The following is a 24,572-nucleotide window of genomic DNA, read 5'->3' as shown; positions in this document are numbered from 1 at the left end:
CTAGCACTCTAATTAAGAGTGCTGGCGATGGCTTTACATTTTCTAGTTTTAACAAGTTGTTCTCTAGCAGCAACACGGATGATTAAACGACTTACAAGTTAACACCCTTCATTCCTTCAGGGGTATATCGTTCTCCTGCGGGTTGAAATTCTCCAATCGCCAATTCTAATTTAGTTATATCTTTTGGAGTAAGGTTAATACTGGTTGCGTTGAGGTTATCTGATAGGTGTTTCTTATTCTTCGTGCCTGGAATAGGTACAATATCGCTCCCTTGGGCTAATAACCACGCGAGAGCAATTTGAGCAGGACTGCATAGTTTAGATTTTGACAACTCTACTACTGCATTAGACAAATGAAGGTTAGCTTCTAGGTTTTTCTCACTGAACCGTGGTAAAGCCCTTCTGGAATCATCTTTGTCAAAAACTGTTTCTGAATTAAAACGACCAGTAAGAAATCCACGACCCAATGGAGAATAAGGAACGAAACCAATACCTAGCTCTCGGCACGTCGGTAGAATTTCTGTTTCTACATCTCTGGTCCAGAGCGAATACTCCGTTTGCAAAGCCGTTACTGGATGCACTAAGTGAGCTTTTCTAAGTGTCGATGAACTGACCTCTGACAGCCCTATATGAGCTATTTTGCCTTCGGATACTAGCTTTGAAAGAGTTTCCATCGTCTCTTCAATTGGCACATCAGAGTCTTGACGATGAATATAATAAAGGTCTATACACTCAATACCTAATCGGCGAAGCGAGTTTTCACATGCTTGGCGAATATATTCGGAACTGTTGTCAATGCGTCTCTTATACTCACCTGGGCGACGAACAATTCCACATTTAGTTGCCACTTTTACTTCAAATTGATTCCTTTTTAAAAAATCTCCTATCAATGCTTCATTGTGATGATTTCCATATGTATCTGCGGTATCAAAGAAGTTACAGCCCAAATTTATCGCTTCGTAAAGCACTTCCATTGATTCACTATCGTTTCTTGGGCCATAAAATTCACTCATACCCATGCAGCCGAGCCCAATCGCTGATACATTTAAGTTATCCCCTAATATTCGTTTTTCCATTTTTATTCCTGCTGTGTTTATTGTATTTTTTTCAGTATATTTTCCAGTAACGAATGTTTGTATGAATAAAAATTACAATCAGCTTTCCGATAATGGAAGGAAAAGAACGAGCAATTTAAATTGGGACGACGCTAAAATATTTTTAGCTATCGCCCGGGAAGGAACTTTAAGCGGAGCTTCAAAAGCTCTTAAAATAGGGATAGCAACAGCATCAAGGAGACTGGAGCGACTTGAAAGTGCTTTAGGTGTGCGGCTTTTTACTAGAGATCAGCTTGGTTATAAATTAACTGATGAAGGAGTCACATTACTTCCACAGGCCGAAGCACTTGAATCAGCGGGCTACGCATTTAGTTCGGCGGCTCAAGGAAATGACATAACTGTTTCGGGACACGTTCGTCTAGCTACCGCTCAGGGTCTTGCTGATAATCTTATCGTTCCTGCTTTACCTAAATTAATAGAAGCTCACCCTAATCTGACATTGGAAATAAACACCAGTGTGTCAACCGTTAACTTACACAGGCGGGATGCAGACATGGCGTTAAGAATGGTTAGGCCAGAACGAGGAAATATTAGTATACGTAAGTTAGGTGAGTTGGGCTTTGGAGTTTACGCTTCTAAGGACTATCTTGTTCTAAGCTCAGAAAAAGAGCACGACGGTTCACTTGAACATTATAGTTTCATTGGATGGTCTGAAACTCAGCAACATTTACCAGCAGCGCGATGGCTAGAAAGCACCTTACGAGGAAAGCCCTGCAAATTGATTACATCCAACATGTCAGCTCAAATTAGTGCGGTTGAAGCAGGAATCGGAGTTGCAGTGCTTCCTCACTATATAGCGCAACAAAAAGGGTTAGTCTGCGTCCAAAGCAATATAGGTTGCGATCAACCAGTTTGGTTGGCTATTCACTCAGATCTTTCTTATTCCCGAAGGATAAGAACCGTTGCGGAGTTCTTAACCAGCCTAGTTTTAGAAAATAAAGACGCATTGGCAAAAGGAGTGAGTATTTTTTAGTCCTAACAACAAAAAAACAGGCTGTCTACTATTTTAGGCTTGGTTTAGTTTCTGACTAAATAAGATTAGGTTGTTTCTCCGTTAATCTGATTTCCTAATTTTTTAAGCGCCTCTAGCTTTAATGGTACGCTATTGGGGCTAGAATTTTTAAAGCGTGAAAATGCTATCGCCACATCGCTTTTTTCATCGAGGGGGATTGCGATGGTTACTTCAAGTGGATCGGTATGATGTTGTTTCGAATACCCATGTTCTCGCGCAAAACTAAGTTTATCTTTGATTTTCTCAAACTTTTGGTCACCCAAAATGGCCATCACCTTTTCGTCTTGCATACGAGAAAGTAGCAACAAACCTATGGTTGACTTACTCGCATCGTATAAATGGTTGTGAATGATACTTTGGGAAAAAGACTGATTTGGCTCCGCGTGCACTAGATAACTTACTTTATCCCCCCATAGAACCCCAATAGAGATAATGTGATCACAGGGTAACTGCTCTTCTATAACAGGTAGCGCTTTGCTTAATAGTGTCGAACCATGAATAGCTTGGGCCGCCAACACGTGTATACCAGGACCTGGCATATATGCCTTTTTTTCATTTTGAGTCACAAGCCCCATGGACATCAACGTCATCAAGACTCTATTTGCTTTCATAGGTTGAAGGTCTAATTGCCTTGCTAGTTCACGCACTCCAATAGGCTCACTACTTGATGCCAGTGTCTGCAAACAGGTAATTCCGTCTATGATGCTCTTATTCGGTTGAGATGACACAAGGTTTCCTTCGTTGATTTAGGGAAGAAGGGAACCTTTACGGTTCCCATAAAGTTTAAAAGACTTTGCTAGGTAGCCACAATGAAAAAGCTGGTACGTAGGTTAATATAAGAAGAAATAAGAATAAAGGAATGTAAAATACTTTAATGCCAGAAAACATCTTGTTGTAGCTCACCCCCGCAACCCCCATCATAACAAACAATAGCACGCCAAACGGTGGGGTAATTGTACCTATCAATAGGTTGATGATGACAATTAACCCAAAATGTACTGGGTCGATACCAAGCGACAATACGACTGGCATCAAAATAGGTACGGTTATTAGAAGTATAGCTGTGGTATCTAGTAGACAGCCCAATATGATCAACGCTATGTTTATCAAAAGCAGTATGATCATTGGATTATCACTAATACCTGTTAGAAATTCCGCTAAAGCATGAGGCACACCTAAAAGAGCTAATATCGCACTAAATGGTACTGCTGCTGCAATTATAAAGACTAATGCTCCGCATGTGACGCAAGTCTGTTTGGCTGCTTCAAGTAAGCCCTGACCATCTAGCTCTTTGTATACCACCCCAAGAATAATTGAATATATTACCGTTAGAGCCCCCAACTCTGTTGGAGTAGCGACCCCTGTCAGTATGCCCGTAATCAGTAACACTGGAGCCATCAAAGGTAAAAATCCATCTTTAAATGCGCTCCATATTTCTTTTACTGGTTTTCTTTCGAACTCGGGACAGTGAACTTTTCCTGTTCGCGCTAAGTAATATATCGTCACCATCAACACCAGTGCCATTGTGAGGCCAGGAATGATACCTGCAACGAACAACTCGGGAATAGAGGTACCTGACAAGACAGAATAAATGATCATGATTCCGCTCGGTGGAATTATCGGCCCGATAATAGATGAAGCGGCAGTGATGGCAGCACTAAATTCAGGGGAGAAGCCTGACTTAGTCATTGCTTTGACTTCCACTGTGCCTAGTCCTGCAGCATCCGCTTGTGCCACACCTGACATCCCCGAAAAGATCACACTCGCGATAACGTTCACATGAGCTAAACTACCCCTGATATGTCCAACTAATGCAAGTGCAAAATTAAATATTCTTTCTGCTAACCCACCAAAATTTAACAGGTTGCCGGCAAAAATAAAAAGAGGAATAGCCAACAATACGTAACTATCAATACCCACACTCATACGCTTGTACAACTATGGACAACGGCAATGAAGGCTCTATAGCGATAAAAGTGACTGCCGACAACACTAATGCAAATGCGATTGGCACTCCTAGTAACCCAAAGGCTAGGAGAATTAAAAAAAGTAAGATTATTGACATGCTGCCACCTTATCCGTGCCTATATATAACTTTCTAACTTCATTCGTTATGTTCACTACACTAGTTATCAGCAATGAAATCGTCGAAATAAATAACGGAATAGAGTAAAAATATGATTTTGGAAGTCTTATAGGGAGTGCGATGGTTTTCATCCTAGACTCTATGGGAATGATATCCAGAAGCGTTAGAGCCATAACTGAAAGTAGTACAATCATTAGAATATTTACTACAATTTCAATCGCTATCACTATCCGTGGCTTACCATTAAAAAGAAGAAATATTGCGTCAATTCTGATATGGCTATTTTTTTCCAAGCATAAGACGCAGATATAAATACTAACCAAATAAAAGCGTAGGTTAACGCCTCTTCCATCCAGGCTATAGGGGAATCGAACACAGTCCTTAGTACAACCTGACACAATATCCCAATGACAGTAAAAGCTAAGCAAACTAAAGCAAATGAGATTTCTAGAATGCCAATGCTTTTGACTAGCTTATTTAGAACAGCTATAAACATAATTTCACCAAAGTGGATAGATGGTAGCAGCGCTACCATCTATCAAATAACTTAACGTACCGCCTTAATCTCATCCCATGTACCTTTCGGCCACAGACCTTCTTTTTCCATCTCATGTGCGGCTGCAGCTGACAGAGCTATCAGAGGAGTTCGATCTCATTGTGCTAACTTTTGCACCCTCACTGATCATCTTCTGTTTTACCTTATTGCTGTCGACTTGTGCCTCGTTTCGCAGCCACACAATAGCTTCTTGAGCTGCTTTTTTAACGGCTTCTTGGTTCTCGTTAGACAATGACTGATATGTCTGTTCATTTATTGATATGTCTGCAGCAGAAAATACGTGATTGGTTTCAATAATATAAGGAGCTGCTACATGGAATTTTTGAGACATCGCACCGCTGTAATCAGCTTCAGCAGCTTCTACCAGACCACTATTTAAAGATAAAAATACTTCCGACCAATCTACTTGGGTCGGTCTTGCTCCAGCTGCTTGCCAAAATTTAAGGTACGTTGTTATTTGGGGAACACGCATTTTAAGGTTATTTATCGTTTGTGCGTTCTCAATTTTCTTTGTCGAAAACATAACTCTAGCCTGATCAGGTCCTGCCGCTAAAATACGGATACTTACAGCAGAGATAAGCTCTTCATTCCACCGTTCGAAGGAATTACTAGCGAAGAACTTGTCCATGTGCTGTCTGTCCTCAAAGGTTAATCCCCAACTTAGGATGCCAAACTCTGGAACATACTCACTGTAATATTCGGGGCGTGTAAAGTTTATATCTACTGTTCCCATCATTTGTTGTTGAATAACTTGAGGGGCTGTCCCCATAGCATTACCCCGAATTAAGTTTACCTCTAAGTTGCCATTGGAATGCTTTTTGATACCCTCGGCTAGTTGTACAGACATTCTATCCAAGAGAGAACCAACCGCTTCGGAACCCGCTATAACCAGTTTCTCAGCCTGTGCGAGTGATGGAATCAGCGATGCTATAAGTGCTGTTGCTAATAACGTGTTTTTCATTTGTAATTCCTTTTGTTTCTCGTAGTTAGGTACATATCTTTATGATCAAAAAATTAACTAAACTTCAACACCTTGTTCTATAAGCTCCTGTTGTATTTTTTCATATGGGGTTTTTCGAACCGGTGAATTATTCTTATTTGCTATCGCGGCGCAGACACCAGCCCCCTGACCTACATTCAAGCAAATTGCCATAGCTCTGTAATTGGAATGAGCAACATGAGTACCGCCTATAGAGCGACCTGCAAGCAGTAAGTTTTCAACTGACAATGGAATAACCGCTCCCATGGGGATGGTGTACTTTTTCTTCTGTTGGAACTCATTTTGTTTCCCGTTTTTGTCAAGGCCGGCTCCCTCAATATTGTGAATGTCAAAGTTGAAGTAACAACGAGTAGCGATCCAGTCATCAAATACTCTAGCCTCAGATATATCTTGTTCCGTTACAGTGTATTCGCACGCGAAGTGACGCGTTTCTCTAACACCAATCATCGACGCAGTTCGGTACAGCCGACAATCCTCGTAACCAGGTGCATACTCTCGGAGAAAATCAATTACCTTATCAATTTGGAGTCGGAGTTTGACTTCTGAGCTAGAAACCTGTTTATCATCAGTACCGTCAACTCCCGTTAAGTTCGTCATGTTTACAGTAACTACACCATCTATCGTTGATGGATAAAGTAGTACATGTCCCATTGGATTTTCGAAATAGTCATGTGCTAGGTCTTGAATAAATCCTTTTGGTACTTTTATATTGTCTTCGAACTCGCCAGGGAAAATAGCTTTGTTGTAGTCAACCCCTGCAACTTGTAGCATCAGCGTTACCGGTTGCATGGCGTTATCCCCGTCCCTCCCTATTTGATATGTAACACCGGCCTTAGCGGCAACGTCCCCATCACCGGTTGCATCTATAATTTTCTTAGCTAATACAACGTGCCGACCAGACTTGTTCTCAACAATGACACCATTGAGCTCTTGCTCCTCCATTACAACGTCACAAACCTGTGTATAAAACATAATTTTCACATCATGTTCAGTTAGCATCTTTAGCATTGTGAGGCTAAGTTTTTCGTGGTCGATGATAAATTTAGATTTGAGTACTTTCTCTCCATAATAGTTGTAATCTTTCTCTGAAACCTTTGCTCTACTCAACATGTCGTCAAGTACAGGACCTTCACTATCACCTGTCCAATGGCTCATTAACCCCGCGGTAGCCATACCGCCGATTATGTTGTTACGCTCAATCAAAATAACAGCTTGCCCGGCTTTAGCGGCGCCTATGGCAGCTCCAAAACCAGCTGGTCCTCCACCACATACCAGTACATCACACTCTTCACTGACTGGTATTTCTCTTACTGGCTCAATAATGCTTTTCATTCTTCATCTCTCTTCAAACAAAATTATAACTATCAGTTTCTTTGTATATTCGATCGCAAGTTATATATGAACGAGCGTTTTCCTTTTCAAAATAATCACTAGTTGGGTACATAGGCTCTAGGCAAACAGCCCCATGCAAAGAGTTTCTTTCGCATAACTTGATAGGATTGTTTGTCGTATAAACTTGTAATGCAGGCTTAGTTGTCGTTATTAACAAATTCACCCTTGCCTCCGGGTGAGAAACTAAAGCGGCGTAATTTCTAGACCTTTGCAGTAAATAACAGGTATTTATTCCGTTATTTTTTTTGAGCCTTTCTGTCGAAAGATCCTCCCTCAGTAGCGACAACTCCTTGGATCTAATAAAGCAATCTCTTTCATTCTCTATGTCAACAGTCATGGAAGTAGGTATGTTACTCTCGTCTGTCGCGACGACTTTGTTAGAGTTGATCGACATTGAATGCCCATAGATATCTTTATCCTGAACCAGATTGAAATAACTATGATTAGTCATATTCATCCAAAAATCTGAATCAGAGCTAGCTTCATAGGTTATATCTAGTCCAAATGGAGTCAGCTCAAAAAGTACTGATACGTTTATCTTGCAATTAGCAAAACTATGCTCGTCTTCGAGGGATAGCTTGACTGAATTTTCGTTTAATAAAACTACAGACCAGTATCTTTTGTCATATGCATCATTTCCGCTATGTAGGCTATGAGACCCATGATTTTTATGAAATGAAGCAACCGCCTTATCGGTAGAGATTTCCCCATTTCTAACTAGATTAGCTATCGGTCCAATTGTTGCTCCCTGAAAAGCGGTACATGTGAGGTAGTCCTCCACTTTTTCCGCAGCTACCACGACGTTATGGTTCTCAGAAATACCAAGCTTATGAAGCCTAGCCCCATAATTCACAATGGTGGCATGAACCCCAGTTGGATGCTTTAAACGGAATGCTCTCAATTTCATATCGACACCTTGTATCTATAATAGATACATTAATCTCAGAGCATAATTTGTCAATCACTGATCGTTTTTCAATCAGCCTTACGTGACAAATGTCCATTTTTTTTGTACGTGTTAATGTATTTGTGTGATTTGGAACACTGCATTAATATGACAGTAGTTCGTGCTAAGGGGGGAACCAGAGAGTTTTACCAACCAGATATATATTAAATTCGATTTTCCAATCTATTTATTTAAATTTTTGTTAGTACAGAGCCTCAGGAAAACGGTTCACTTGTAACTGTATTTCTTCCATTTCGTTTTGATTCGTATAACGCGTCATCAGCACGTTTAAGTAGCTTACCGATCTTCTCGTCTGGTTTAGAAGATGCCACACCCAGGCTAGCAGTAATTGAATACGGCTCGCCCATATCATGCACCTCAATAGCTTTTCGCAGTTTTTCGGCTAATTGAACCGCTCCACACAATTTCGTATTGGGGCAAATAACTAGAAACTCCTCCCCTCCCCATCGACCCACGCAATCAACTTTCCTGACTGTGCTCTTAATAACTTTAGCAACTTCAACAAGCGCCTTGTCACCAGCTTGATGACCCCATTTATCATTGATAGTTTTAAAGTAATCTAAGTCAAGAAGGATGATAGAAAACTTGTGTTGATAACGAGCAAAACGACTAGTTTCTTCATTCAAAACTCTATTGAGTTCATATCGATTGGCTATCTGAGTTAGAGCGTCAGTGATGGACTGCCTCTTCAGTTCTTTTTCTAACAGAACCTGTTTTGTTACATCTTCTATAACGGCTTGCATGGCAGGCTCACCGTCCCATTCAATTAAGTTGTCATAAACACTGAAATAACGCTTTTTTCCATCAAAACATATGTTTTCGACTACCGTTTTTGCACCATCTATCTTTCCTTCAATTATATCTTGGTACTGCTGTTTAGCTGTCTTGTGCTGACTGACGGGTAAAAAATCTAATATGTTAATATTCTCAATTACATACTCTATTGAAGGCGCATGCATCAAATCGACCCAAGCCTGATTGACCAATACTGGCTTAAAGCGCTTGTGTACAGCAATCCCTTGCTTTGAAGCAGTAATTAACCTTTTGTATTTACGCTCACTCTCTATCAGTTTATCCTGGGCTTTTACTGTTGCAGTCAGATCGATAACAGTGACTTGAATAGCAGGCTTACTTTTCCATTCGATTACATGATCAATAGTAAATACAGTAAAGCTTTGGCCATTCCGATCTATGTTGTTAAAGGTACGTCCCCGAGGAATAACATTCCCTCGAATCTGGTTGTAGTAGTTTTCTCGCGCAGCCTTGTGATGTTTAGGTTCCACTAGATCTAGAAAAGAAGTTATATGACTCATTAGCTCGTTAGCTGAGTCATACCCATAGATATTAGCGTAGTGGTCATCTAAATAGACGATATTTAGATCTTGGATGATCACAATACCATATGAAGAATCAATACGAAGCTTAGGCATAGTTCATTCCAGTTTCACAAGAAACATGCTCTCTTTTGAAAAACATACATAAAAACTTTATCGCAATTTAAACCGTCTTACCGTCTGATTTAGGTCGTCAGCCATCCCGTTAAGTTTTGTAGCAATTGAAACGTTCTCTTGGATACTGCTCTTTGTATTAAGTGCCATCGTATTTACTTTGACAACTGTTTTATTAATATCCTCAGCGACAGTGGATTGCTCCTCTACAGCCGTAGCAATTTGGTCGTTCATAGCTTGAGTCGTATGTATTTTATTCTCTATTTGTATCAGAGAATCATTCGCCTCATTGGCCATATCTAGCGTTTGATCTACCTTGACAGTATTCTTTGCAATAAGCTCTACCGAACTATTCGCTTGGAGTTGGAGAACTTCTATCATCTTTTGAATTTCGTCAGTGCTCTGTTGCGTCTTATTTGCTAATGTTCGAACTTCGTCTGCAACTACTGCAAACCCTCGACCATGCTCACCAGCCCTTGCAGCTTCTATAGCAGCATTTAGAGCTAACAGATTAGTTTGATCCGCGATTCCACTAATTACATCTAAAATGCTACCAACATTTATTGTTTCTCTATGAACCCCAGTAATAACTGTTTGAATTTCTCGGATATTATTGGCAACGTCTGAAATACTTTCATTCATATTTTTCACAATGACCATGCCTTCAGTAGCTTGTTCGCTAGCATAACTTGAAGAGCTAGAGGCTTCTACAGCACTATTTGAAACCTCTGAAACTGCTGCAACCATTTGATTCATTGCAGTAACAACCTGTTCTAACCCCAGAACCTGAGACTCTGAAGCACTACCTACATCGTTAGATGACCTATCTACCTGACTCGATACTTCTAACAGTTGAGTGGAAGCGTTGTCCAAATTAAATACAACCTCTCTCAAATAGCTTGCCATACCTAAGATAGAAAGATATACCCCCGTAGTGTCACTAGTCACATCCGGTATACCAGTTAAATCACCTTTTGCGATTTTACTAACTATAGCTTCGATTTGCGCAGGTTCTCCTCCGACTGGAACGTATATTAGCTTTGTAACAAGAACATAAACTCCTACGATACCGGTAAAAAGTAGTATCCCACCAATTAACACGTTGTTCTTAACTGCGGAATCAGATGTACTATTAATATCTTCCCAACTAGCCCATGCCCACACCGTCCAATGTAGAGATTCTATCTTGGAAGAAACGACTAAAAAATCACCTTTATCCTTGACCGTGTATGAATGCTCGCTACTTTCTTCTTTAGCGAATGCTTGATAACTTGGACGTAACTCAAATAGGTTCTTGCCAACAAACTCTGGATAACTTGCAGCCATTGTGTGACCATCTTCCCGCGCAACAAATATATTGGGAACCAAAGACAGCTCATTTATGTAGGCAGTAATATCACTGACATTTAAACTAATACCAACAACAGCGATAATTTCATTATTTTTCTTAACAGTTCTTACAACTGCCATACTCGAATTTCCGGTCGAGCCTTTGAATGGCTTAGTGACAATTTTATCCTCCCCAGCCATACCCTTTACAAACCACTCTCGCTGTTTATTCTTTGCATTAAAATTTGGGATCAAGCCTCGTGTTGACGCTGCATAGGTCGAGCCGTCAGGTAGACCAATAAAAACATTGTTCACCTTAAGTCGACTCTTTATATCAACCATCAAATTTAGAACTTGGCCACTGATATCAACATGACCATTTTCTGAAATAATCAATGGTGATACTGTATCTAAGATACTAAAATAATTATCCATCCTCTCTTCGAGGGCCTTAGATATTAAAAATGACTTGTTTAGCAATTTATCACGATAGTCACTAGTTGAAGACTTATTAATCAATTTGTAGCCAACTAATGACAGTACCAACACAATGATAAAGGTAAGAAAGCCTATGGATATTAGCAGCTTATTTCTAGCGCTCATTGTACTCTCCATATAGATATTTTTAGCGATTTGCTAGGCATAGCTATTCACAAAATACTTGCTTGAATGTTGCTTTACCCAGGAATTAAACCTTTGGTATGGCATCGGTTTAGAATAAAAGTAGCCTTGCCCGATAGTACACTTTTTGCCTTTTACCAGAAGCAAGGTTTCACTTGTTTCAATACCTTCAGCAACCACATCAACACCATAAAAATCGGCAAGAAGTACTACCCCCTCTACCATTTTTTCTATTTTCACATCAGCGTCTAACGCCTGTACAAAACTTTTATCAACCTTCAATTCAGATATTGGTAATAAGCCTAGTTGACTAAAAGTAGAGTATCCGGTTCCAAAATCATCCAACGAAAACTTTACACCTAATTTACGGCAATTCTTCATCGAACGTTCTAGATTAGAAAAATCGGATATACACGTTGTCTCTGTTAACTCGATAGTTAACATCTCAGGATTGCTATCAGGGTATTTTAGTAAGGTATTAACCAAACTGGTGAAAAACGTTTCTTGCTGAAGGTGATAGGGAGTAATGTTTATGCTTATAGATAAATCGTCTTTTCTTTCAGACTGAATTCTTATCGCTGTTTCTAAAACCCATTCTCCGAGCTTCACGTTGATTGAGCTCTCTCCTATAAGATATAGAAATTGATCCGGCGCCAACAATCCTCTTGAAGGATGATTCCAACGCACTAACGCTTCCGCTCCTCGTATTTTACCGGTATCTAAGTTCAATTGAGGCTGAAAGAAGAGTTCAAGTTCATTTCGTTCGATCGCTAACCATAGTTCAGCAATATCGATAGCAGATACCTGTTCGCACTTATCACTACGTGCAAACGATTTATCTCCTTTGATTCGTTGATTGGTTGCGCAGTAAGACGAGTTCGAGCTCTGGACTGTATAAAACGGCTTTGTCATAAAGAGTTCACTTTGATTTATAGTTACTAAATACGCTTACATTTTTTACTTATATGTGTAAGCGAACGATAACTAACCATTGACTCAATAATCATATTACAGCCAATATGCATTCATATAATGAATTATATGCATAGAATACATTACGGATATACATGTGGTTTTAACGCAAAATACACACTCGTTTAATATCCCGAAATATCAGTGGGTTAACCGTGCGCTCAGGAATCTCGGAATGTTTGAGTTGTATTGGTTGAAGGCGAGAATACTACTATATGGTTATTTTTCAAAATAACACTAGAAGCGCAGGTTTTATCTCTAAGCTCAGGTACGACTCATTGGTGATTAACGAACTGCCACAGATAGTGTTCTCTGAGCTCTTTCTCCATGTATATACGAGTTTCGAACCTACATACAAATATCAAGGCATACGCTAACCTTGTAATAGTAGAACTATCAATACAGGGTTAAAGACGCAATGAAACATAGAGCTGTTTTTCTGGTGTTGCTTCTCACTAGCGCCGAAATTACATATGCGAATCAAGAAAACCGTTTTGTACTTTATTCTAACCAAGCAAAAGGTTCTGCAATCGATGCGTGGCTCACAAAAGTATATCGAGAGCTGTATTCCGAAATAGGGAAACAAATTGAAGTTGTATCTATTCCAGAAGCTCGTGCTTCAATTAAGGCTGAAACTGGCAAAATTGATGGACAGTTTGGTCGCATTTATGAATACCAGGATGTTTACCCTGATCAAATTAGGATTAATGTGCCATTGATTAAGATTACATTAGAGGCTTATGTTCGTTCTGACTCAGGCATCAGGTTAACCTCCGGCTGGGATAGCTTTAGAGGCACCAAACATCATGTAGATTATCGACGAGGAGTACTCATTTGTAAGCAAAACCTTGAACGAGTAGTGAAGCCATCTAACCTAAACACTGTAACTTATATTCACCAAGGGCTATTAAAATTAAAACATGCGAGAACAGATGTATTTGTTCAGGCTAACAATGGAGTCGTTCCTTATCTTAGATCACCGGAGTTTAGTAACGACATCGTCTCTGCAGGTAAACTCGAGTCGGTAAACATATATCATTACGTCAATATAAAGCATAGGGATTTGGCCCCTAGAATTGAACAACAACTATTGCAGCTTAAAACTAGCGGAAAAATAAAGAAATACTGCATAGAAAACCTGGGAGTAGAACAGGCTGAAACATGTGAATCACTAACTGATACTGATTAGTTTCAACCCTAAGTCACTTCATACAACAATTTTTATACTTTTTACCACTACCACAATAACAACTGTCATTTCGGCCAATAGACTTCTTCATGCTGGCCATATCGTGTTTTTGCATAATATTCATTACTTCTGAAATGGACATATTATTTCTTGCAAGGCTACTCATTAACTTCATCGGCTCTTCTGAATGCTTAAAAAACATTTTGTAGCTTTTGCAGAAATAACTTAAATCATACTTTTTTGTTGATTTGGTTTGAGAAAATCGATGCTTGGGACATCCACCGTGACAGGCAAATCTAAATTTACAACTATGACATTCATTGCTTATTTGATCGCGCTTATCGTCCCCAAACTCTATAGCTTTGGCACCATTATTAATTTCACGGATTGATATATCGTGGATATTGCCAAGTTTGTAATCGGGATAGACGTAGTGATCACACGCGTACATATCACCATTGGCTTCCATCGCAAATGCCGAACCGCAAGTTTCCGAGAAAATACACAATGAGGCGGGTATTCCTAGCCAAGAAGACAAAGTTGAATCAAACATTTGTACAGAGTACTTCCCTACATCGTTACGTACCCACTCATCGAATATATCAACTAAGAATCTACCAAATTCGTCAGGTTTAACCGACCAAGATGTGACGCTTGCGGAAAAATCATAATCAGGAGATACAAGCTGTAATTCTTCATTGGATTTTGTGTTTGATTTACGTTCAACCAAAGGAATAAACTGGAAATAATCAGTGCCAAGACTCTTTAGAAACTCGTAGACCGCCAGTGGCTGTTTTACATTAACGTCGTTTACAACAGTAAGTGTGTTGAACTCTATTCCATGTTTACGTAGGTAACTAATACCCTTCATAACCTTGTCAAAAGTTGGCTTGCCCGAGCGGTTTACACGATAGTGATTATGCAGCTGTTCTGTCCCATCAATAGAAACACCAATCAAAAAGTTATTTGCATTAAAAAACTCACACCACTCGTCATCCAACAAAATTGCGTTTGTCTGGAAGGCGTTTAGGATACTCTTGCTTCCTCGGTATTTGTTCTGAAGAGCGACGGCTTTGCGGAAAAAATCAATACCAGCGAGAGTTGGCTCTCCTCCTTGCCATGAAAACACCACCTCATGAGTTATTTGAGCATCAATAAATTGCTTGATATACAGCTCTAGAGTCTCATCGCTCATTTTCCAGTTACTGTTTCGTTCGGGATATAGTTTTTCTTTCTCGAGATAAAAACAGTATTTGCAGTCCAAGTTACATACTGAACCTGTTGGTTTTGCCATTACGTGGCATGACTCACGCATTGATGGTGTTCTTTCCATAGTTCTTCTTTTTAATAAATTTTGTTCTTAATTTTAATTTTTGAAGACTTCACCCGGTCAAAATTCTTCTTAAGAAGCTCGGTGTATATCACCTCAATCAAATACATTTGTGAAGTTCTGATACCAATAGAATCACCTTCATAAAACCCACCTTGGCTACAGTTCTGTAGTACTACATCAGATAAAACACCCAAGTTTGATTTCTTGTTGTGAGTAATCGCAACAACAGATGCCCCATTTTGCTTAGCTGTTTGAGCCGCTTGTACAATACCTACTGTTTCACCCGAGTGAGATATGGTAATAAGTAAGTCATGTGGTTTTATATATTGAAGCGTATAAAACATCCTGTGTTTTTCGTGAAATCCGCTGACATCCACACCGATTCTCGCGAACTTATGTTCGGCTTCGATTGCTGTAAGTCCCGAGCCTCCAAGCCCAACAAAAAATACTCTACGAGCATCCTCAATACAGCGAATAACATTGTTTAGCTCTTCAAGGTCAATTATTTTTTTCGTATCTTCGAGACTGGCTAACACAGCTGACTGAACTTTATCTATTGTTGTTTCAAGATCATCATCGGCATAGATATTGGGACTGACCTCCCTAGGAGCTCTATTTGTCTCTTCTATAAGCTCAGCATTCAAGCGCTCCTTGAGTTCGATATATTTCAGATCGCTATACTTCTGACAAAATCTGATCACAGTCGCGTCGCTCAAGCCTATTGCTTTAGAAAAATCTCTTGCCGATGAACAAACAAAGAAATTTGGATCTTCGATAATCTTATCGACAATAACTAATTCGGACTTGGTCATTGATGAGCGGGAGGTTCTTAACTTGAGTAATATGGCACTTTTCATGTTCTTTAGTAGCATAATGTAATTCAACGCTACATCATGCTACTAAATTATTATTGTAAGCACTACATTAAATTTATCTCATATTCTGTCCTAAAGCATGAGCCTCTGCCAAGTTCTCTCAGACCCGGCTTATTCTCAAAGCTTATTTGGCTGTCTACATAAGGTTCGGTAATTCCAAAACAAGGCTCGATACAAATGAACTTTGCCCCTGGTTCGCGCCAAATCATTAAATATGGGCAGGAAGGAACCCTTAAAGCGATAACTTGACCACCTGTTTTAAGCTTAATAAGCTGTTTTTCTATATTTTTTATGTATATGGCCCCACGAGAAAAATTAATCATATCCAATGCTAGGAGGTTATTCTTGATCGGCCTTTGTTTGTTGTTGTCAAAACTGACAAAACCATTTTCTCCATAAAAGTAACTACTCGGAGGTGTACCAAAAACAAGTTCCCCTTCCTGATCGCATACAAAACCAGGATGGTACCCTAGAGAAAAAAGCATATCCTCATTACCCGAGTTTTCAATCTTCGCTGATATATTAATACCCTCGTTTTCAATCGAATACGTTACTAAAAAACGAAACTGGAACGGGTACGTCAATATAGTTTCACTGTCCGACTCTAGCATCAGAGAAACAGAACTATCTGTTTGTTGCGTAACTAAAAATGCTTTGTTTCTTGCAAAACCATGTCTCTCCATTTCATATGAGTTACCCTTATAGGTGTAGCATGACTCAGGTAAGTTTCCAACAATAGGAAATAGCCAAGGAGCGGAACAACGCCACTCCTCACCAGACCATATAATGCTTGGGTTCTTGCCTCGCCTAAGAGTAATTAGTTCCGCCCCTAAAGAGTTAATAGTCGCAGATATTCCATTTTTAGATATTGAAACCAAGGTACTCATTTATTCATACCTCATTACCATATTTAATTGGTATATCGCTTTCTTTAGCAACTCTCCCGAAAATAAACCCCTTGCGATGTCAAAGACATCTTTAGCCGCTACCTGCTTATCTAAGTACTTAAGTTCGCAACATATTGAGTCATATATATCGCTATCATTTCCTTCAAGCACGCACAGTAGCTCTAATCCTTCAGCTACACAGCTATGTTGCAATTGAAAACGACTAAAGCGACTGGCGCTATATTCTTCGTAGCTCATACGTTCATATTGCAGTTGCTCTTTTGATACGTCTTCGAGCGAATAGCGAGATAACAGTTCTGTAGGTGCATCATTACTTTTCATGAGACCCACTATCTTTTCTGCTAACTCAAGCTCTTTATTCCAATTAAAAAGAGGGGTCATTTGGGTCGGATCGGCGTCCACATTGTATAGCTTGTCCCAAAACCGATACGCATTCGTGTAGTTTATTTCTGAAGGAACTTTCAAAAGGTTACATCCCTGGCAAAAGTCAAAACCACGAACGAGCTCTGCTTTTCTTAATTGTTTAACACTAAAACGCGAGTCTATCGCTGTGGGCATCAAAGTATACTCAAACTGAGAGTTCTCCTTTTCTCGCGGAGCTCTCATATAAACGGACTCACCATCAGTAACGTTTATATGTGCTCCAAAGTAACCAAAAAGCGCATAATCTCTAATTTTTTCATCCGCTCTTAAATACTTAGTTATCGGGCGCCCTTCCATTACCTTTGGAACGTCATGCCCAAAAAAGTCCATCAACGTGGCGGGTATATCAATTGTCTGCGCTAAGGCTTCGCACTGTTCTCCTTGACGCCTAGACACAGGGTCATAAATATAAAACGGTATATTCGCTATTTCATTGTAAACTGGCATGATATTTTTGCCCCACCACTCATGCTCGCCTAAAAGAAATCCATGATCAGTATTTACAATAAGTAGCGTATCTTCCCATAGGCTATGCTCATCGAATGTATCCAGTACCTTCCCCAGGTAGTCATCACACATAGTAATCAAAGCTTTGTAGAATATTCTTATTAAACGTTGCTTTTCGGGACTATCGGTATTTGCGTTGTAGTACATCCATCCATCGAAATCGGATTGCGTACATCCGTACATCTTCAAGTACTTATCCGGAACAAAGAAAGGCTCATGTGGGTCAAAGCACTCTAACTGAAGAAACCAATTATCTTGCTTTGCGTTTTTATGTATAAACTCAAGCCCAGCACTCATTGTTCTAGCTAAAGTATGCTGATGTTCTTCCTGCATATAGTTACGATTAATGAAATCTTGCTCTATCCTTCTGACCCTACGATCAATGACAGCTTGTTCTTCATTGCCGGTATATTCGACTTTGGGCTTTTCAACATGTCCTTTCCAACGATCGCCTTCCTGCCCTCTAACGAACTCACAAGTTGAATATCTGGTGTGATAAGTGGCACCACCATCTCGCCAGTAGTGCTTATGATCAGTAACTAAATGCGTATGAACACAGTTTTTTGAAAGAAACTCAGGCATTGAAAAATCAAAGGGTTCTATTGGGCCCCAACTTCTATGCAAAAAATTGTAACGGCCCGTATGCATTTCTCTTCGTGCTGGCATGCAAGGTGCGCTACCGATATAAAATCTATTAAACTGTACCGTTTTTTCAGCCAGACGTGAAAAATTTGGCGTAATTGCATCTCCCCCATATGTTGAGATGAAGTTTTTGGTTAGCGTGTCAAACATCACTACTACTGCTTTCATATATTACCTATTTCAAAAACAATGGGAGGCAAGCGCCTCCGCATACTTAACTAGACAGTTACCAAATAATCCGACAACTCATTTTTAAGAACCGTTACACCTGGGCCAATAACAACCTGGACACCACTACCTTTCACTACAGTGGCGATTGCCCCATACTTTGTGAATTCATCTTTACTAATTAGGGCAGGATCTTGCACATTAACTCGTAGACGAGTCGCACAACAATCAAGGTCCAAAATATTTTGCTTCCCTCCAAATGCAGCGATGATCCCAGCGAGTCTCTCAGTACCCTCTATTTCTAGTACATCTAGTTCTGATTCAACATCCTCGCGACCTGGTGTTTTTAGGTTTTTCCATGTGATTAAGAACCGGAAACCAAAGTAGTAATAACAGAACATTGCACAGCCAATCGGAATCATTGTGATCCAGTTGGTTTTTGCATTTCCTTGCAGTATTCCAAACAAAATAAAGTCAATGACACCACCAGAAAACGTTTGTCCTACCGTGACGTCAAACATGTGGCAAAGCGCAAAAGAAATACCAAGGCCGATTGCATGCATTACATAAAGTAGTGGAGCGGAGAACAAGAATAAAAATTCTAATGGTTCAGTAATACCAGTAATGAATGACGTTAACGCTCCCGAAAGAAGAATACCCGCTACTTTTTTCTTCTGGCTAGGCTTAGCACAGTGATACATTGCCAATGCGGCACCTGGAAGACCGAACATGAAGTCCGCAAAACGGCCAGACATAAACCGAGCAACACCTTCAAAGTATTTTGTAGTATTTGGGTCACTTAGCTGAGCAAAAAAGATTTTCTGAGCACCTTGATACAACTCTCCATTGATAACCATTTCGCCACCAACAGAAGTAAACCAGAAAGGCATATAAAATATGTGGTGCAAGCCAAGTGGCAATAAGGTTTTCAAGGTCACACCGAACGCGAAGCTACCAAAATACCCTGTGCCATCAACCAGAGACCCTAACCCGGAAATACCTGCTTGAAAAAAAGGCCAGAAGAAGTATAGGAAAACCCCCAGAAATATAGCAGCAAAAGAAGTTACGATTGGGACAAAACGAGAGCCGCTAAAAAACGCCAACAAATTGTGTAGCTCTACTTTGTGGTACTTGCTATGCATGACCGATGTCATTATGCCAGTCAAGATACCGCCTAAGACCCCAGTTTGTAAGGTCTGTATGCCCAGAACCATCGCCTGACCAGCTTCTTTGAGGTTACCTGTAGCTAACTGACCAGAGAGCATTAAACAAACTTTGATAGTTACATTCATTATCAGAAATGCTAGTACGGCAGCTAAACCTGCAGTACCTCTATCAGATTTAGCTAGACCAACCGCAACACCGACTGCAAACAAAAGAGACAAGTTTCCAAAGACGATCGCGCCCGCATTTTTCATCAATATAAATATTGCTTGTAACAAAGCTATATCCAGAATTGGATATGTTTGTATTGTCATCGGGTTCGAAAAAACACCGCCGATACCTAGCAATAATCCCGCAGCCGGGAGGACCGCTATAGGCAACATAAATGCCTTGCCCAAGTTTTGAGCTTTCGAAAATAATTGTTGTTTCATAAATTACCGTTCCATGTATTAAGAGGTGAATTAATAATACACACAAATGTAGCATATGCTACATCTACATATATTTAAGTGTAGCATTCGTGATCAATGTAGCAACACCATCCAACTAAGTACCATTTTCTTTACTCCCCCCTCGTATTTGATGGGCATAAGAAACAAATTTTCAAACCATTAACTACGAATACCAATTAAAATGTAGCATTCACTACTTGATTAAGAGCACTACATATAGCACCATTAGACCTAACCCGTTTACGTGCATTTTCTAAGTAAACGAACAGATAGCATGCTTCAGGGGAGCCCTGTTCTCAGCTGAAAATGCTCAAAAACCACGGTACTCTCTTTTTTTGTAGGATAATTAGGCAATTGCTTTGAATTAATACTTTACGCAAGCGAAGAACAATGAAATTAAGAATAAAGAACAGAGACTCTAATTGGCGACACCAGGGCAAAGCGCCTGACTATCGTTTTTCTCTAGCCAATGAAAGAACATATTTAGCCTGGATGAGAACCGCAATTGCACTACTCGCAGGCGCTATCGCAATTGATCAGTTGACACCAGACCTAGCAGATCCTCTTATACGCATCTTCCTCTCTATATTCCTTTGTTTGTGCTCTGGATTATTATCTTTTTTTGCGTACAAACGCTGGTCCATAAATGAACAAGCTATGAGGCACGAAAAAGAGCTCCCTTACACTAGCTTTATCAAATTGGTAAGTGCATTTCTAATATTTTTAACAGCATCCGTTATATTGGCTATTGCTTTATGAATTCAAATCAAAGAGACCCAGGGCTGCAACCTGAGCGTACGTCTCTATCGTGGTTGAGAACACTTTTAGTTCTGTTCGCAGTGGCTTTATTGCTATTTCGAGTGAGTGAGTATCACAATATAGCAACTTTATTGAAAGTTAACGCATGCTTGATTATTAGCTACATTGCATACTTTTTGATTTATGGAAAGGCGCGGTTCTCTAACTTTATGAGCAATAAAGAAACCGTAGTAAGAAAAGATATCAGCGTAAAAAAAGCGCTTTCACTTATTATGTCTGTTACTCCTCTAGTTTACTTAGTTTCATCATATATTTTGTAGTTTACTCATAGCTTTTTTGCCCGTCTTTACTCACACAGTATTTAATGTTCCCTCAGAATCGGCAATGATGGAGGCTAAAAGTAAAAAGGCCACCATCGTGAGGTTATTTACTCAATACCATTATTAGTGACTACTCGGGTAAACCACTCACCCGATTTTTTTATTCGACGCTCTTGAGTTTCAATGTCTAGTTCATACCACCCATAACGGTTTTTATATGCATTAGTCCATGACCAGCAATCTATAAAAGTCCACAGATGATAACCTTTGCAGTTTGAACCTTCTTCTATGGCTCTGTGGAGCCAGTTTAAGTGTTCTTTCACGAAATCAATACGATAGTCGTCCTGTATCTGACCTTTTGCATTTCGGAACTTGTCTTCGCCTTCTACACCCATACCGTTTTCTGATATAAACCAAGGTATATTGGCATATTGTTCTTTTAGTTTTATAGCGATGTCATAAATACCTTTTTCATATATCTCCCAACCTCTGTGAGGATTGAACTTTCTTTCAGGCATTTCATACTCTTGAAAAAGACATTCCGGTGTGAAAGAGTTTTCTGAAATAGAATCAACGTCTGGTGCTTGCACTCTAAAAGGATAGTAGTAGTTGATACCAACCAAGTCGACTATGCCGTCTTTTATTATATCGCTATCATCAACTTTAGGTTCTGGAAACTGGCCATGTTTTACTAATATCTGAATCAACTCTTCAGGTATAGAACCCTTGGTTACCGGATCCAAAAAAATCGATTTAAAAAGAGCTCTGCATGCTTCGCAGCTAAGGAATCATCCTCACTAATCGTGCGAGGATATACAGGCAGGTGGTCTAAAATTATACCAATTTCACCAGATAAGTTGAGCGGTCTATACTCGGTGACAGCTCGTGAATGAGCCAGAACCGTATTGTACATAACAGTTACGGTTCTTTTGAAATCGACTACATTTGGATAAGCAAGGTCCCATAAGTATCCACCAATAGCGTTTGACAGGGGTTCATTGAAAGTAAACCACTTAGAAACACGATCGCCAAACAATTCAAAGCAGGTCTTCGCATATATTACATATGCATCAATGACTTCTTGTGATTCCCATCCACCTATATCTTGCATTTTCATCGGCATATCAAAATGAAACAGATTTATGAATGGTTCGATATCATTGAGAATAAGCTCATCGATAACGTTGTTATAAAACTCTACAGCTTCTGGATTAACCACTCCTGTTCCATTCGGAATTAGGCGTGCCCAGCTGATAGAGGTGCGGAAGGAATTGTGACCCAACTGCTTCATCAGTTTGATGTCTTCCTTCCAGTTTTTATAAAACGTTGACGTATCTTCACTACCAATTTTTTTGTGAAAGCGTCCGGGTTCCTTTTTTGACCAATAATCCCATATAGTTTCAGACTTCCCTCCTTCTAAGGCCGCACCTTCAGCCTGAGGGGCTGAACTCGCAGACCCCCACCAAAAACCTTTTGGAAACGATTTCATTCTCTTATATTCCTATGCTAATAAACTCCTCACATGAAAACAAAGTCGTTTATGATTTAATAGCATATAGTTTTACTATTGTGTGGCTGATCACGTAATGGCAATCTGATTAATAACCCTCCTAAATCATTGATATATATTACATAAAAACGAGAGCCATCATCAAAGCTTGTTCCGAAAATTCGTATACTAAGATGGAAGCAAGGAAACTTACATTTTTGAATAGGGGGTAAGCCCATACTCATTCAGAATATCCTAGGGCTGGATTGCCCCCTGAGAGGTAGACCTTATATCGTTATAAGTAAGGATTTCATTGTGTTGCTTAACTGTGACTTTACCTTTCGTAGGTGTGAGGGTTCCCCAGATTGAATTGTGATAATCGATTATATTCTTTGCCTCCATCTGTGGTCTATCTTTAGTAGTGTGGCAATCGGAAACGACAATTAGGTTATAGTCTTTAACCAATGCTGAGTGTACGGTTGCGTTAACACAAAAATCAGTTGCGTAGCCACTAACATATAAATTGCTAATGTTTTTCTCTTTTAGAAGACTATCCAGATTTGTATTGTAAAAAGCATCATTAGCCTCTTTTTCCACGATAAGGTCTTTTTTATCGACATATAGGCCTTCATGTATTTTATGGTCATCTGTTCCGGGGTAAAAGTACCCTTCCTTTGAACCATTATGCTGAATAAATATTACTGCTTTATCGTTGTCCCTAAAATTCTTAGCAACCAAATTTATTCTGTCTCTTATTTCACCTTCATTATATTTCGTTTTATTGAAGCAACCATTTTGCATATCTATGATTAACAATGCATCATTCATTTGTAACTCCTTTATTAACCCGACGTCACTTCGTAGTGGGTTCTACTTTTTGAATAAATTGGCCGTTGTCAGAAAGTCCTTTTGTGACATAAACCTGACCTTGATTTGATATCAAAACAGCTTCGATACCGACTTGTCTGTTCAGGTAAGCTAGTGCTTGTTCGGTTGATGATAAAAAACCTGCTGTGCTCCAGATTTCACCATCAACAGAGTGATTTGAGATAATAGTGACACTGGCAATATTTGTTGCAATCGGTTTGCCTGTTTTTGCGTCAAGTAAGTGATGGTAACGTTGTCCATTGCTCTCAAAGTAACGTTCGTTGACTCCTGAGGTGACCATTGACTGATTTGTAAGAGGTACGACGCGGCTAATTTCACCACGCGAAGACAAAGGGTTTTGGATGCCAACATTCCAGGCTTTTGGATTGTTGTCAGGTGATCCACCTATGGTTAGTACGTTTCCGCCCAGGTTAATATATCCATGTTCAACTTTTTGACTTATTAGATACTCTTTGATCTGATCGGCAAAATAACCTTTGGCAATAGCACCCAAATCTATCTGCATGCCGGCCTGGGCTAAATATACGGTCTGATACAAGTCGTCAAAAACGACTTTTGTTGGGTCAACTATGCAGAGTTTATCTTCAAGTTCGATATTGGTAGGTAACTTTGCGTCATCAAAGCCAATCCGCCACGCTTTAACCAGCGGACCAATTACGATATTAAATGGATTGGCTTTATCAATGCTAATTTTTTGGGCTTTCTTTATTAACTCGTACAAGTCAGCTTTAACACGAACAGGACGAACACCTGCGTTGTTATTAACATGCATGAGTTCGGATTGAGATTGATTGACAGTAAAGCGTTGCGCAAATTGTTGGAGCTGAAGGTAACAATCTCTAATTAACTGTTCGCCATTGTCATGATGGATGACAAGATCAATGAAGGTCCCCATCATTTGAAAACGAGTTTTGTAGCTTGGCATTTTGTAACTTTATATCTAAGTGAAAAGAGGGAA

General features: G+C 39.7%; 20 protein-coding genes and 2 pseudogenes. 4 read left to right on the top strand and 18 right to left on the bottom strand.

Translation table 11 applies throughout. The annotated features are described in order from the left end of the window. Window positions 1-91: 91 nt before the first annotated feature. Entirely contained in the window at window positions 92-1,075 is a 984-nt protein-coding gene (locus P7F88_RS04335) for an aldo/keto reductase (RefSeq protein WP_277822212.1), read from the bottom strand. A gap of 61 nt (window positions 1,076-1,136) precedes the next feature. On the opposite strand from P7F88_RS04335, the gene P7F88_RS04330 reads away from it, so the two are divergent. Continuing rightward, the gene (locus tag P7F88_RS04330; protein WP_277822210.1) at window positions 1,137-2,087 is read left to right on the top strand and encodes a LysR family transcriptional regulator; all 951 of its coding nucleotides are present in this window, start codon (window positions 1,137-1,139) and stop codon (window positions 2,085-2,087) included. A 65-nt stretch (window positions 2,088-2,152) separates the two neighbouring features. Here P7F88_RS04330 and P7F88_RS04325 read toward each other — a convergent pair whose 3' ends face one another. The 9 genes and pseudogenes from P7F88_RS04325 to P7F88_RS04290 all read right to left on the bottom strand — a co-directional run bounded on the left by P7F88_RS04325 (window position 2,153) and on the right by P7F88_RS04290 (window position 12,437). Beyond that, a complete protein-coding gene (locus P7F88_RS04325) occupies window positions 2,153-2,854 on the bottom strand; it encodes a helix-turn-helix domain-containing protein (protein ID WP_277822208.1) in 702 nt (233 codons plus the stop codon). Window positions 2,855-2,909: 55 nt separating this feature from the next. Beyond that, window positions 2,910-4,046: a TRAP transporter large permease gene (locus P7F88_RS04320; RefSeq protein ID WP_277822206.1), complete on the bottom strand. Its 1,137-nt coding sequence runs from the start codon at window positions 4,044-4,046 to the stop codon at window positions 2,910-2,912. A gap of 135 nt (window positions 4,047-4,181) precedes the next feature. After that, window positions 4,182-4,708 (bottom strand): annotated as a pseudogene (locus P7F88_RS25765) (TRAP transporter small permease). Between the two features lie 112 nt (window positions 4,709-4,820). Next, window positions 4,821-5,729, bottom strand: a complete 909-nt coding sequence (locus P7F88_RS04315) for a TRAP transporter substrate-binding protein (RefSeq protein ID WP_277822204.1) — start codon at window positions 5,727-5,729, stop codon at window positions 4,821-4,823. A gap of 57 nt (window positions 5,730-5,786) precedes the next feature. Beyond that, a complete protein-coding gene (locus P7F88_RS04310) occupies window positions 5,787-7,100 on the bottom strand; it encodes an FAD-dependent oxidoreductase (RefSeq protein ID WP_277822202.1) in 1,314 nt (437 codons plus the stop codon). Between the two features lie 13 nt (window positions 7,101-7,113). Beyond that, window positions 7,114-8,067 carry an aldose epimerase family protein gene (locus P7F88_RS04305; RefSeq protein ID WP_277822200.1) on the bottom strand — a complete coding sequence of 318 codons (954 nt, stop codon included), beginning with the start codon at window positions 8,065-8,067 and terminating at the stop codon, window positions 7,114-7,116. A gap of 254 nt (window positions 8,068-8,321) precedes the next feature. Then, window positions 8,322-9,557, bottom strand: a complete 1,236-nt coding sequence (locus P7F88_RS04300; RefSeq protein ID WP_277822198.1) for a sensor domain-containing diguanylate cyclase — start codon at window positions 9,555-9,557, stop codon at window positions 8,322-8,324. A 57-nt stretch (window positions 9,558-9,614) separates the two neighbouring features. Further along, window positions 9,615-11,507: a methyl-accepting chemotaxis protein gene (locus P7F88_RS04295; RefSeq protein ID WP_277822196.1), complete on the bottom strand. Its 1,893-nt coding sequence runs from the start codon at window positions 11,505-11,507 to the stop codon at window positions 9,615-9,617. A gap of 33 nt (window positions 11,508-11,540) precedes the next feature. Next, window positions 11,541-12,437: an EAL domain-containing protein gene (locus P7F88_RS04290; protein ID WP_277822194.1), complete on the bottom strand. Its 897-nt coding sequence runs from the start codon at window positions 12,435-12,437 to the stop codon at window positions 11,541-11,543. A gap of 478 nt (window positions 12,438-12,915) precedes the next feature. On the opposite strand from P7F88_RS04290, the gene P7F88_RS04285 reads away from it, so the two are divergent. Next, complete coding sequence (locus P7F88_RS04285; RefSeq protein WP_277822192.1) at window positions 12,916-13,686, top strand: hypothetical protein; 771 nt, start codon at window positions 12,916-12,918, stop codon at window positions 13,684-13,686. Window positions 13,687-13,699: 13 nt separating this feature from the next. Here the strand turns inward: P7F88_RS04285 and P7F88_RS04280 are convergent, their stop codons facing one another. The 5 genes from P7F88_RS04280 to P7F88_RS04260 all read right to left on the bottom strand — a co-directional run bounded on the left by P7F88_RS04280 (window position 13,700) and on the right by P7F88_RS04260 (window position 20,137). Continuing rightward, the gene (locus P7F88_RS04280; RefSeq protein WP_277822190.1) at window positions 13,700-15,019 is read right to left on the bottom strand and encodes an anaerobic sulfatase maturase; all 1,320 of its coding nucleotides are present in this window, start codon (window positions 15,017-15,019) and stop codon (window positions 13,700-13,702) included. 11 nt (window positions 15,020-15,030) lie between these two features. Beyond that, window positions 15,031-15,876 carry a MurR/RpiR family transcriptional regulator gene (locus P7F88_RS04275; protein ID WP_277824550.1) on the bottom strand — a complete coding sequence of 282 codons (846 nt, stop codon included), beginning with the start codon at window positions 15,874-15,876 and terminating at the stop codon, window positions 15,031-15,033. 62 nt (window positions 15,877-15,938) lie between these two features. Then, on the bottom strand, window positions 15,939-16,781 hold the full coding sequence (locus P7F88_RS04270) for an aldose epimerase family protein (protein WP_277822188.1): 843 nt from the start codon (window positions 16,779-16,781) through the stop codon (window positions 15,939-15,941). Then, entirely contained in the window at window positions 16,782-18,542 is a 1,761-nt protein-coding gene (locus P7F88_RS04265; protein ID WP_277822186.1) for a sulfatase, read from the bottom strand. It lies immediately after the preceding gene. 50 nt (window positions 18,543-18,592) lie between these two features. Continuing rightward, on the bottom strand, window positions 18,593-20,137 hold the full coding sequence (locus P7F88_RS04260; RefSeq protein WP_277822184.1) for a PTS transporter subunit EIIC: 1,545 nt from the start codon (window positions 20,135-20,137) through the stop codon (window positions 18,593-18,595). Window positions 20,138-20,548: 411 nt separating this feature from the next. Here P7F88_RS04260 and P7F88_RS04255 point away from each other — a divergent pair, with 411 nt between their 5' ends. Continuing rightward, a complete protein-coding gene (locus tag P7F88_RS04255; RefSeq protein ID WP_277822182.1) occupies window positions 20,549-20,917 on the top strand; it encodes a YidH family protein in 369 nt (122 codons plus the stop codon). Further along, entirely contained in the window at window positions 20,914-21,237 is a 324-nt protein-coding gene (locus tag P7F88_RS25760) for a DUF202 domain-containing protein (RefSeq protein WP_422127435.1), read from the top strand. The genes P7F88_RS04255 and P7F88_RS25760 overlap by 4 nt, the downstream gene beginning before the upstream one ends. 107 nt (window positions 21,238-21,344) lie before the next feature. Here P7F88_RS25760 and P7F88_RS04250 read toward each other — a convergent pair. The 3 genes and pseudogenes from P7F88_RS04250 to P7F88_RS04240 all read right to left on the bottom strand — a co-directional run bounded on the left by P7F88_RS04250 (window position 21,345) and on the right by P7F88_RS04240 (window position 24,539). Beyond that, window positions 21,345-22,726 (bottom strand): annotated as a pseudogene (locus tag P7F88_RS04250) (glycoside hydrolase family 1 protein). Between the two features lie 255 nt (window positions 22,727-22,981). After that, a complete protein-coding gene (locus P7F88_RS04245) occupies window positions 22,982-23,554 on the bottom strand; it encodes an isochorismatase family protein (RefSeq protein ID WP_277822180.1) in 573 nt (190 codons plus the stop codon). Window positions 23,555-23,579: 25 nt separating this feature from the next. Further along, complete coding sequence (locus P7F88_RS04240; protein ID WP_277822178.1) at window positions 23,580-24,539, bottom strand: FAD:protein FMN transferase; 960 nt, start codon at window positions 24,537-24,539, stop codon at window positions 23,580-23,582. Between the last annotated feature and the right edge of the window lie 33 nt (window positions 24,540-24,572).

This window comes from Vibrio hannami, assembly GCF_029589055.1.
In the GTDB taxonomy this organism is placed as follows: Bacteria; Pseudomonadota; Gammaproteobacteria; order Enterobacterales; family Vibrionaceae; genus Vibrio; species Vibrio hannami.
Note: the sequence above shows the minus strand (reverse complement) of the source record. Positions and strands in the feature narration are given on the sequence as shown.

What these genes read in the sequence shown, in the direction of transcription:
- P7F88_RS04300 (WP_277822198.1), bottom strand. Translation starts at nt 9,557, where the DNA reads ATGCCTAAGCTTCGTATTGATTCTTCATATGGTATTGTGATCATCCAA.
- P7F88_RS04275 (WP_277824550.1), bottom strand. Translation starts at nt 15,876, where the DNA reads ATGAAAAGTGCCATATTACTCAAGTTAAGAACCTCCCGCTCATCAATG.
- P7F88_RS04330 (WP_277822210.1), top strand. Translation starts at nt 1,137, where the DNA reads ATGAATAAAAATTACAATCAGCTTTCCGATAATGGAAGGAAAAGAACG.
- P7F88_RS04335 (WP_277822212.1), bottom strand. Translation starts at nt 1,075, where the DNA reads ATGGAAAAACGAATATTAGGGGATAACTTAAATGTATCAGCGATTGGG.
- P7F88_RS04240 (WP_277822178.1), bottom strand. Translation starts at nt 24,539, where the DNA reads ATGCCAAGCTACAAAACTCGTTTTCAAATGATGGGGACCTTCATTGAT.
- P7F88_RS04315 (WP_277822204.1), bottom strand. Translation starts at nt 5,729, where the DNA reads ATGAAAAACACGTTATTAGCAACAGCACTTATAGCATCGCTGATTCCA.
- P7F88_RS04295 (WP_277822196.1), bottom strand. Translation starts at nt 11,507, where the DNA reads ATGAGCGCTAGAAATAAGCTGCTAATATCCATAGGCTTTCTTACCTTT.
- P7F88_RS04310 (WP_277822202.1), bottom strand. Translation starts at nt 7,100, where the DNA reads ATGAAAAGCATTATTGAGCCAGTAAGAGAAATACCAGTCAGTGAAGAG.
- P7F88_RS04280 (WP_277822190.1), bottom strand. Translation starts at nt 15,019, where the DNA reads ATGGAAAGAACACCATCAATGCGTGAGTCATGCCACGTAATGGCAAAA.
- P7F88_RS04260 (WP_277822184.1), bottom strand. Translation starts at nt 20,137, where the DNA reads ATGAAACAACAATTATTTTCGAAAGCTCAAAACTTGGGCAAGGCATTT.
- P7F88_RS04305 (WP_277822200.1), bottom strand. Translation starts at nt 8,067, where the DNA reads ATGAAATTGAGAGCATTCCGTTTAAAGCATCCAACTGGGGTTCATGCC.
- P7F88_RS04255 (WP_277822182.1), top strand. Translation starts at nt 20,549, where the DNA reads ATGAAATTAAGAATAAAGAACAGAGACTCTAATTGGCGACACCAGGGC.
- P7F88_RS04270 (WP_277822188.1), bottom strand. Translation starts at nt 16,781, where the DNA reads ATGAGTACCTTGGTTTCAATATCTAAAAATGGAATATCTGCGACTATT.
- P7F88_RS04245 (WP_277822180.1), bottom strand. Translation starts at nt 23,554, where the DNA reads ATGAATGATGCATTGTTAATCATAGATATGCAAAATGGTTGCTTCAAT.
- P7F88_RS04285 (WP_277822192.1), top strand. Translation starts at nt 12,916, where the DNA reads ATGAAACATAGAGCTGTTTTTCTGGTGTTGCTTCTCACTAGCGCCGAA.
- P7F88_RS25760 (WP_422127435.1), top strand. Translation starts at nt 20,914, where the DNA reads ATGAATTCAAATCAAAGAGACCCAGGGCTGCAACCTGAGCGTACGTCT.
- P7F88_RS04265 (WP_277822186.1), bottom strand. Translation starts at nt 18,542, where the DNA reads ATGAAAGCAGTAGTAGTGATGTTTGACACGCTAACCAAAAACTTCATC.
- P7F88_RS04290 (WP_277822194.1), bottom strand. Translation starts at nt 12,437, where the DNA reads ATGACAAAGCCGTTTTATACAGTCCAGAGCTCGAACTCGTCTTACTGC.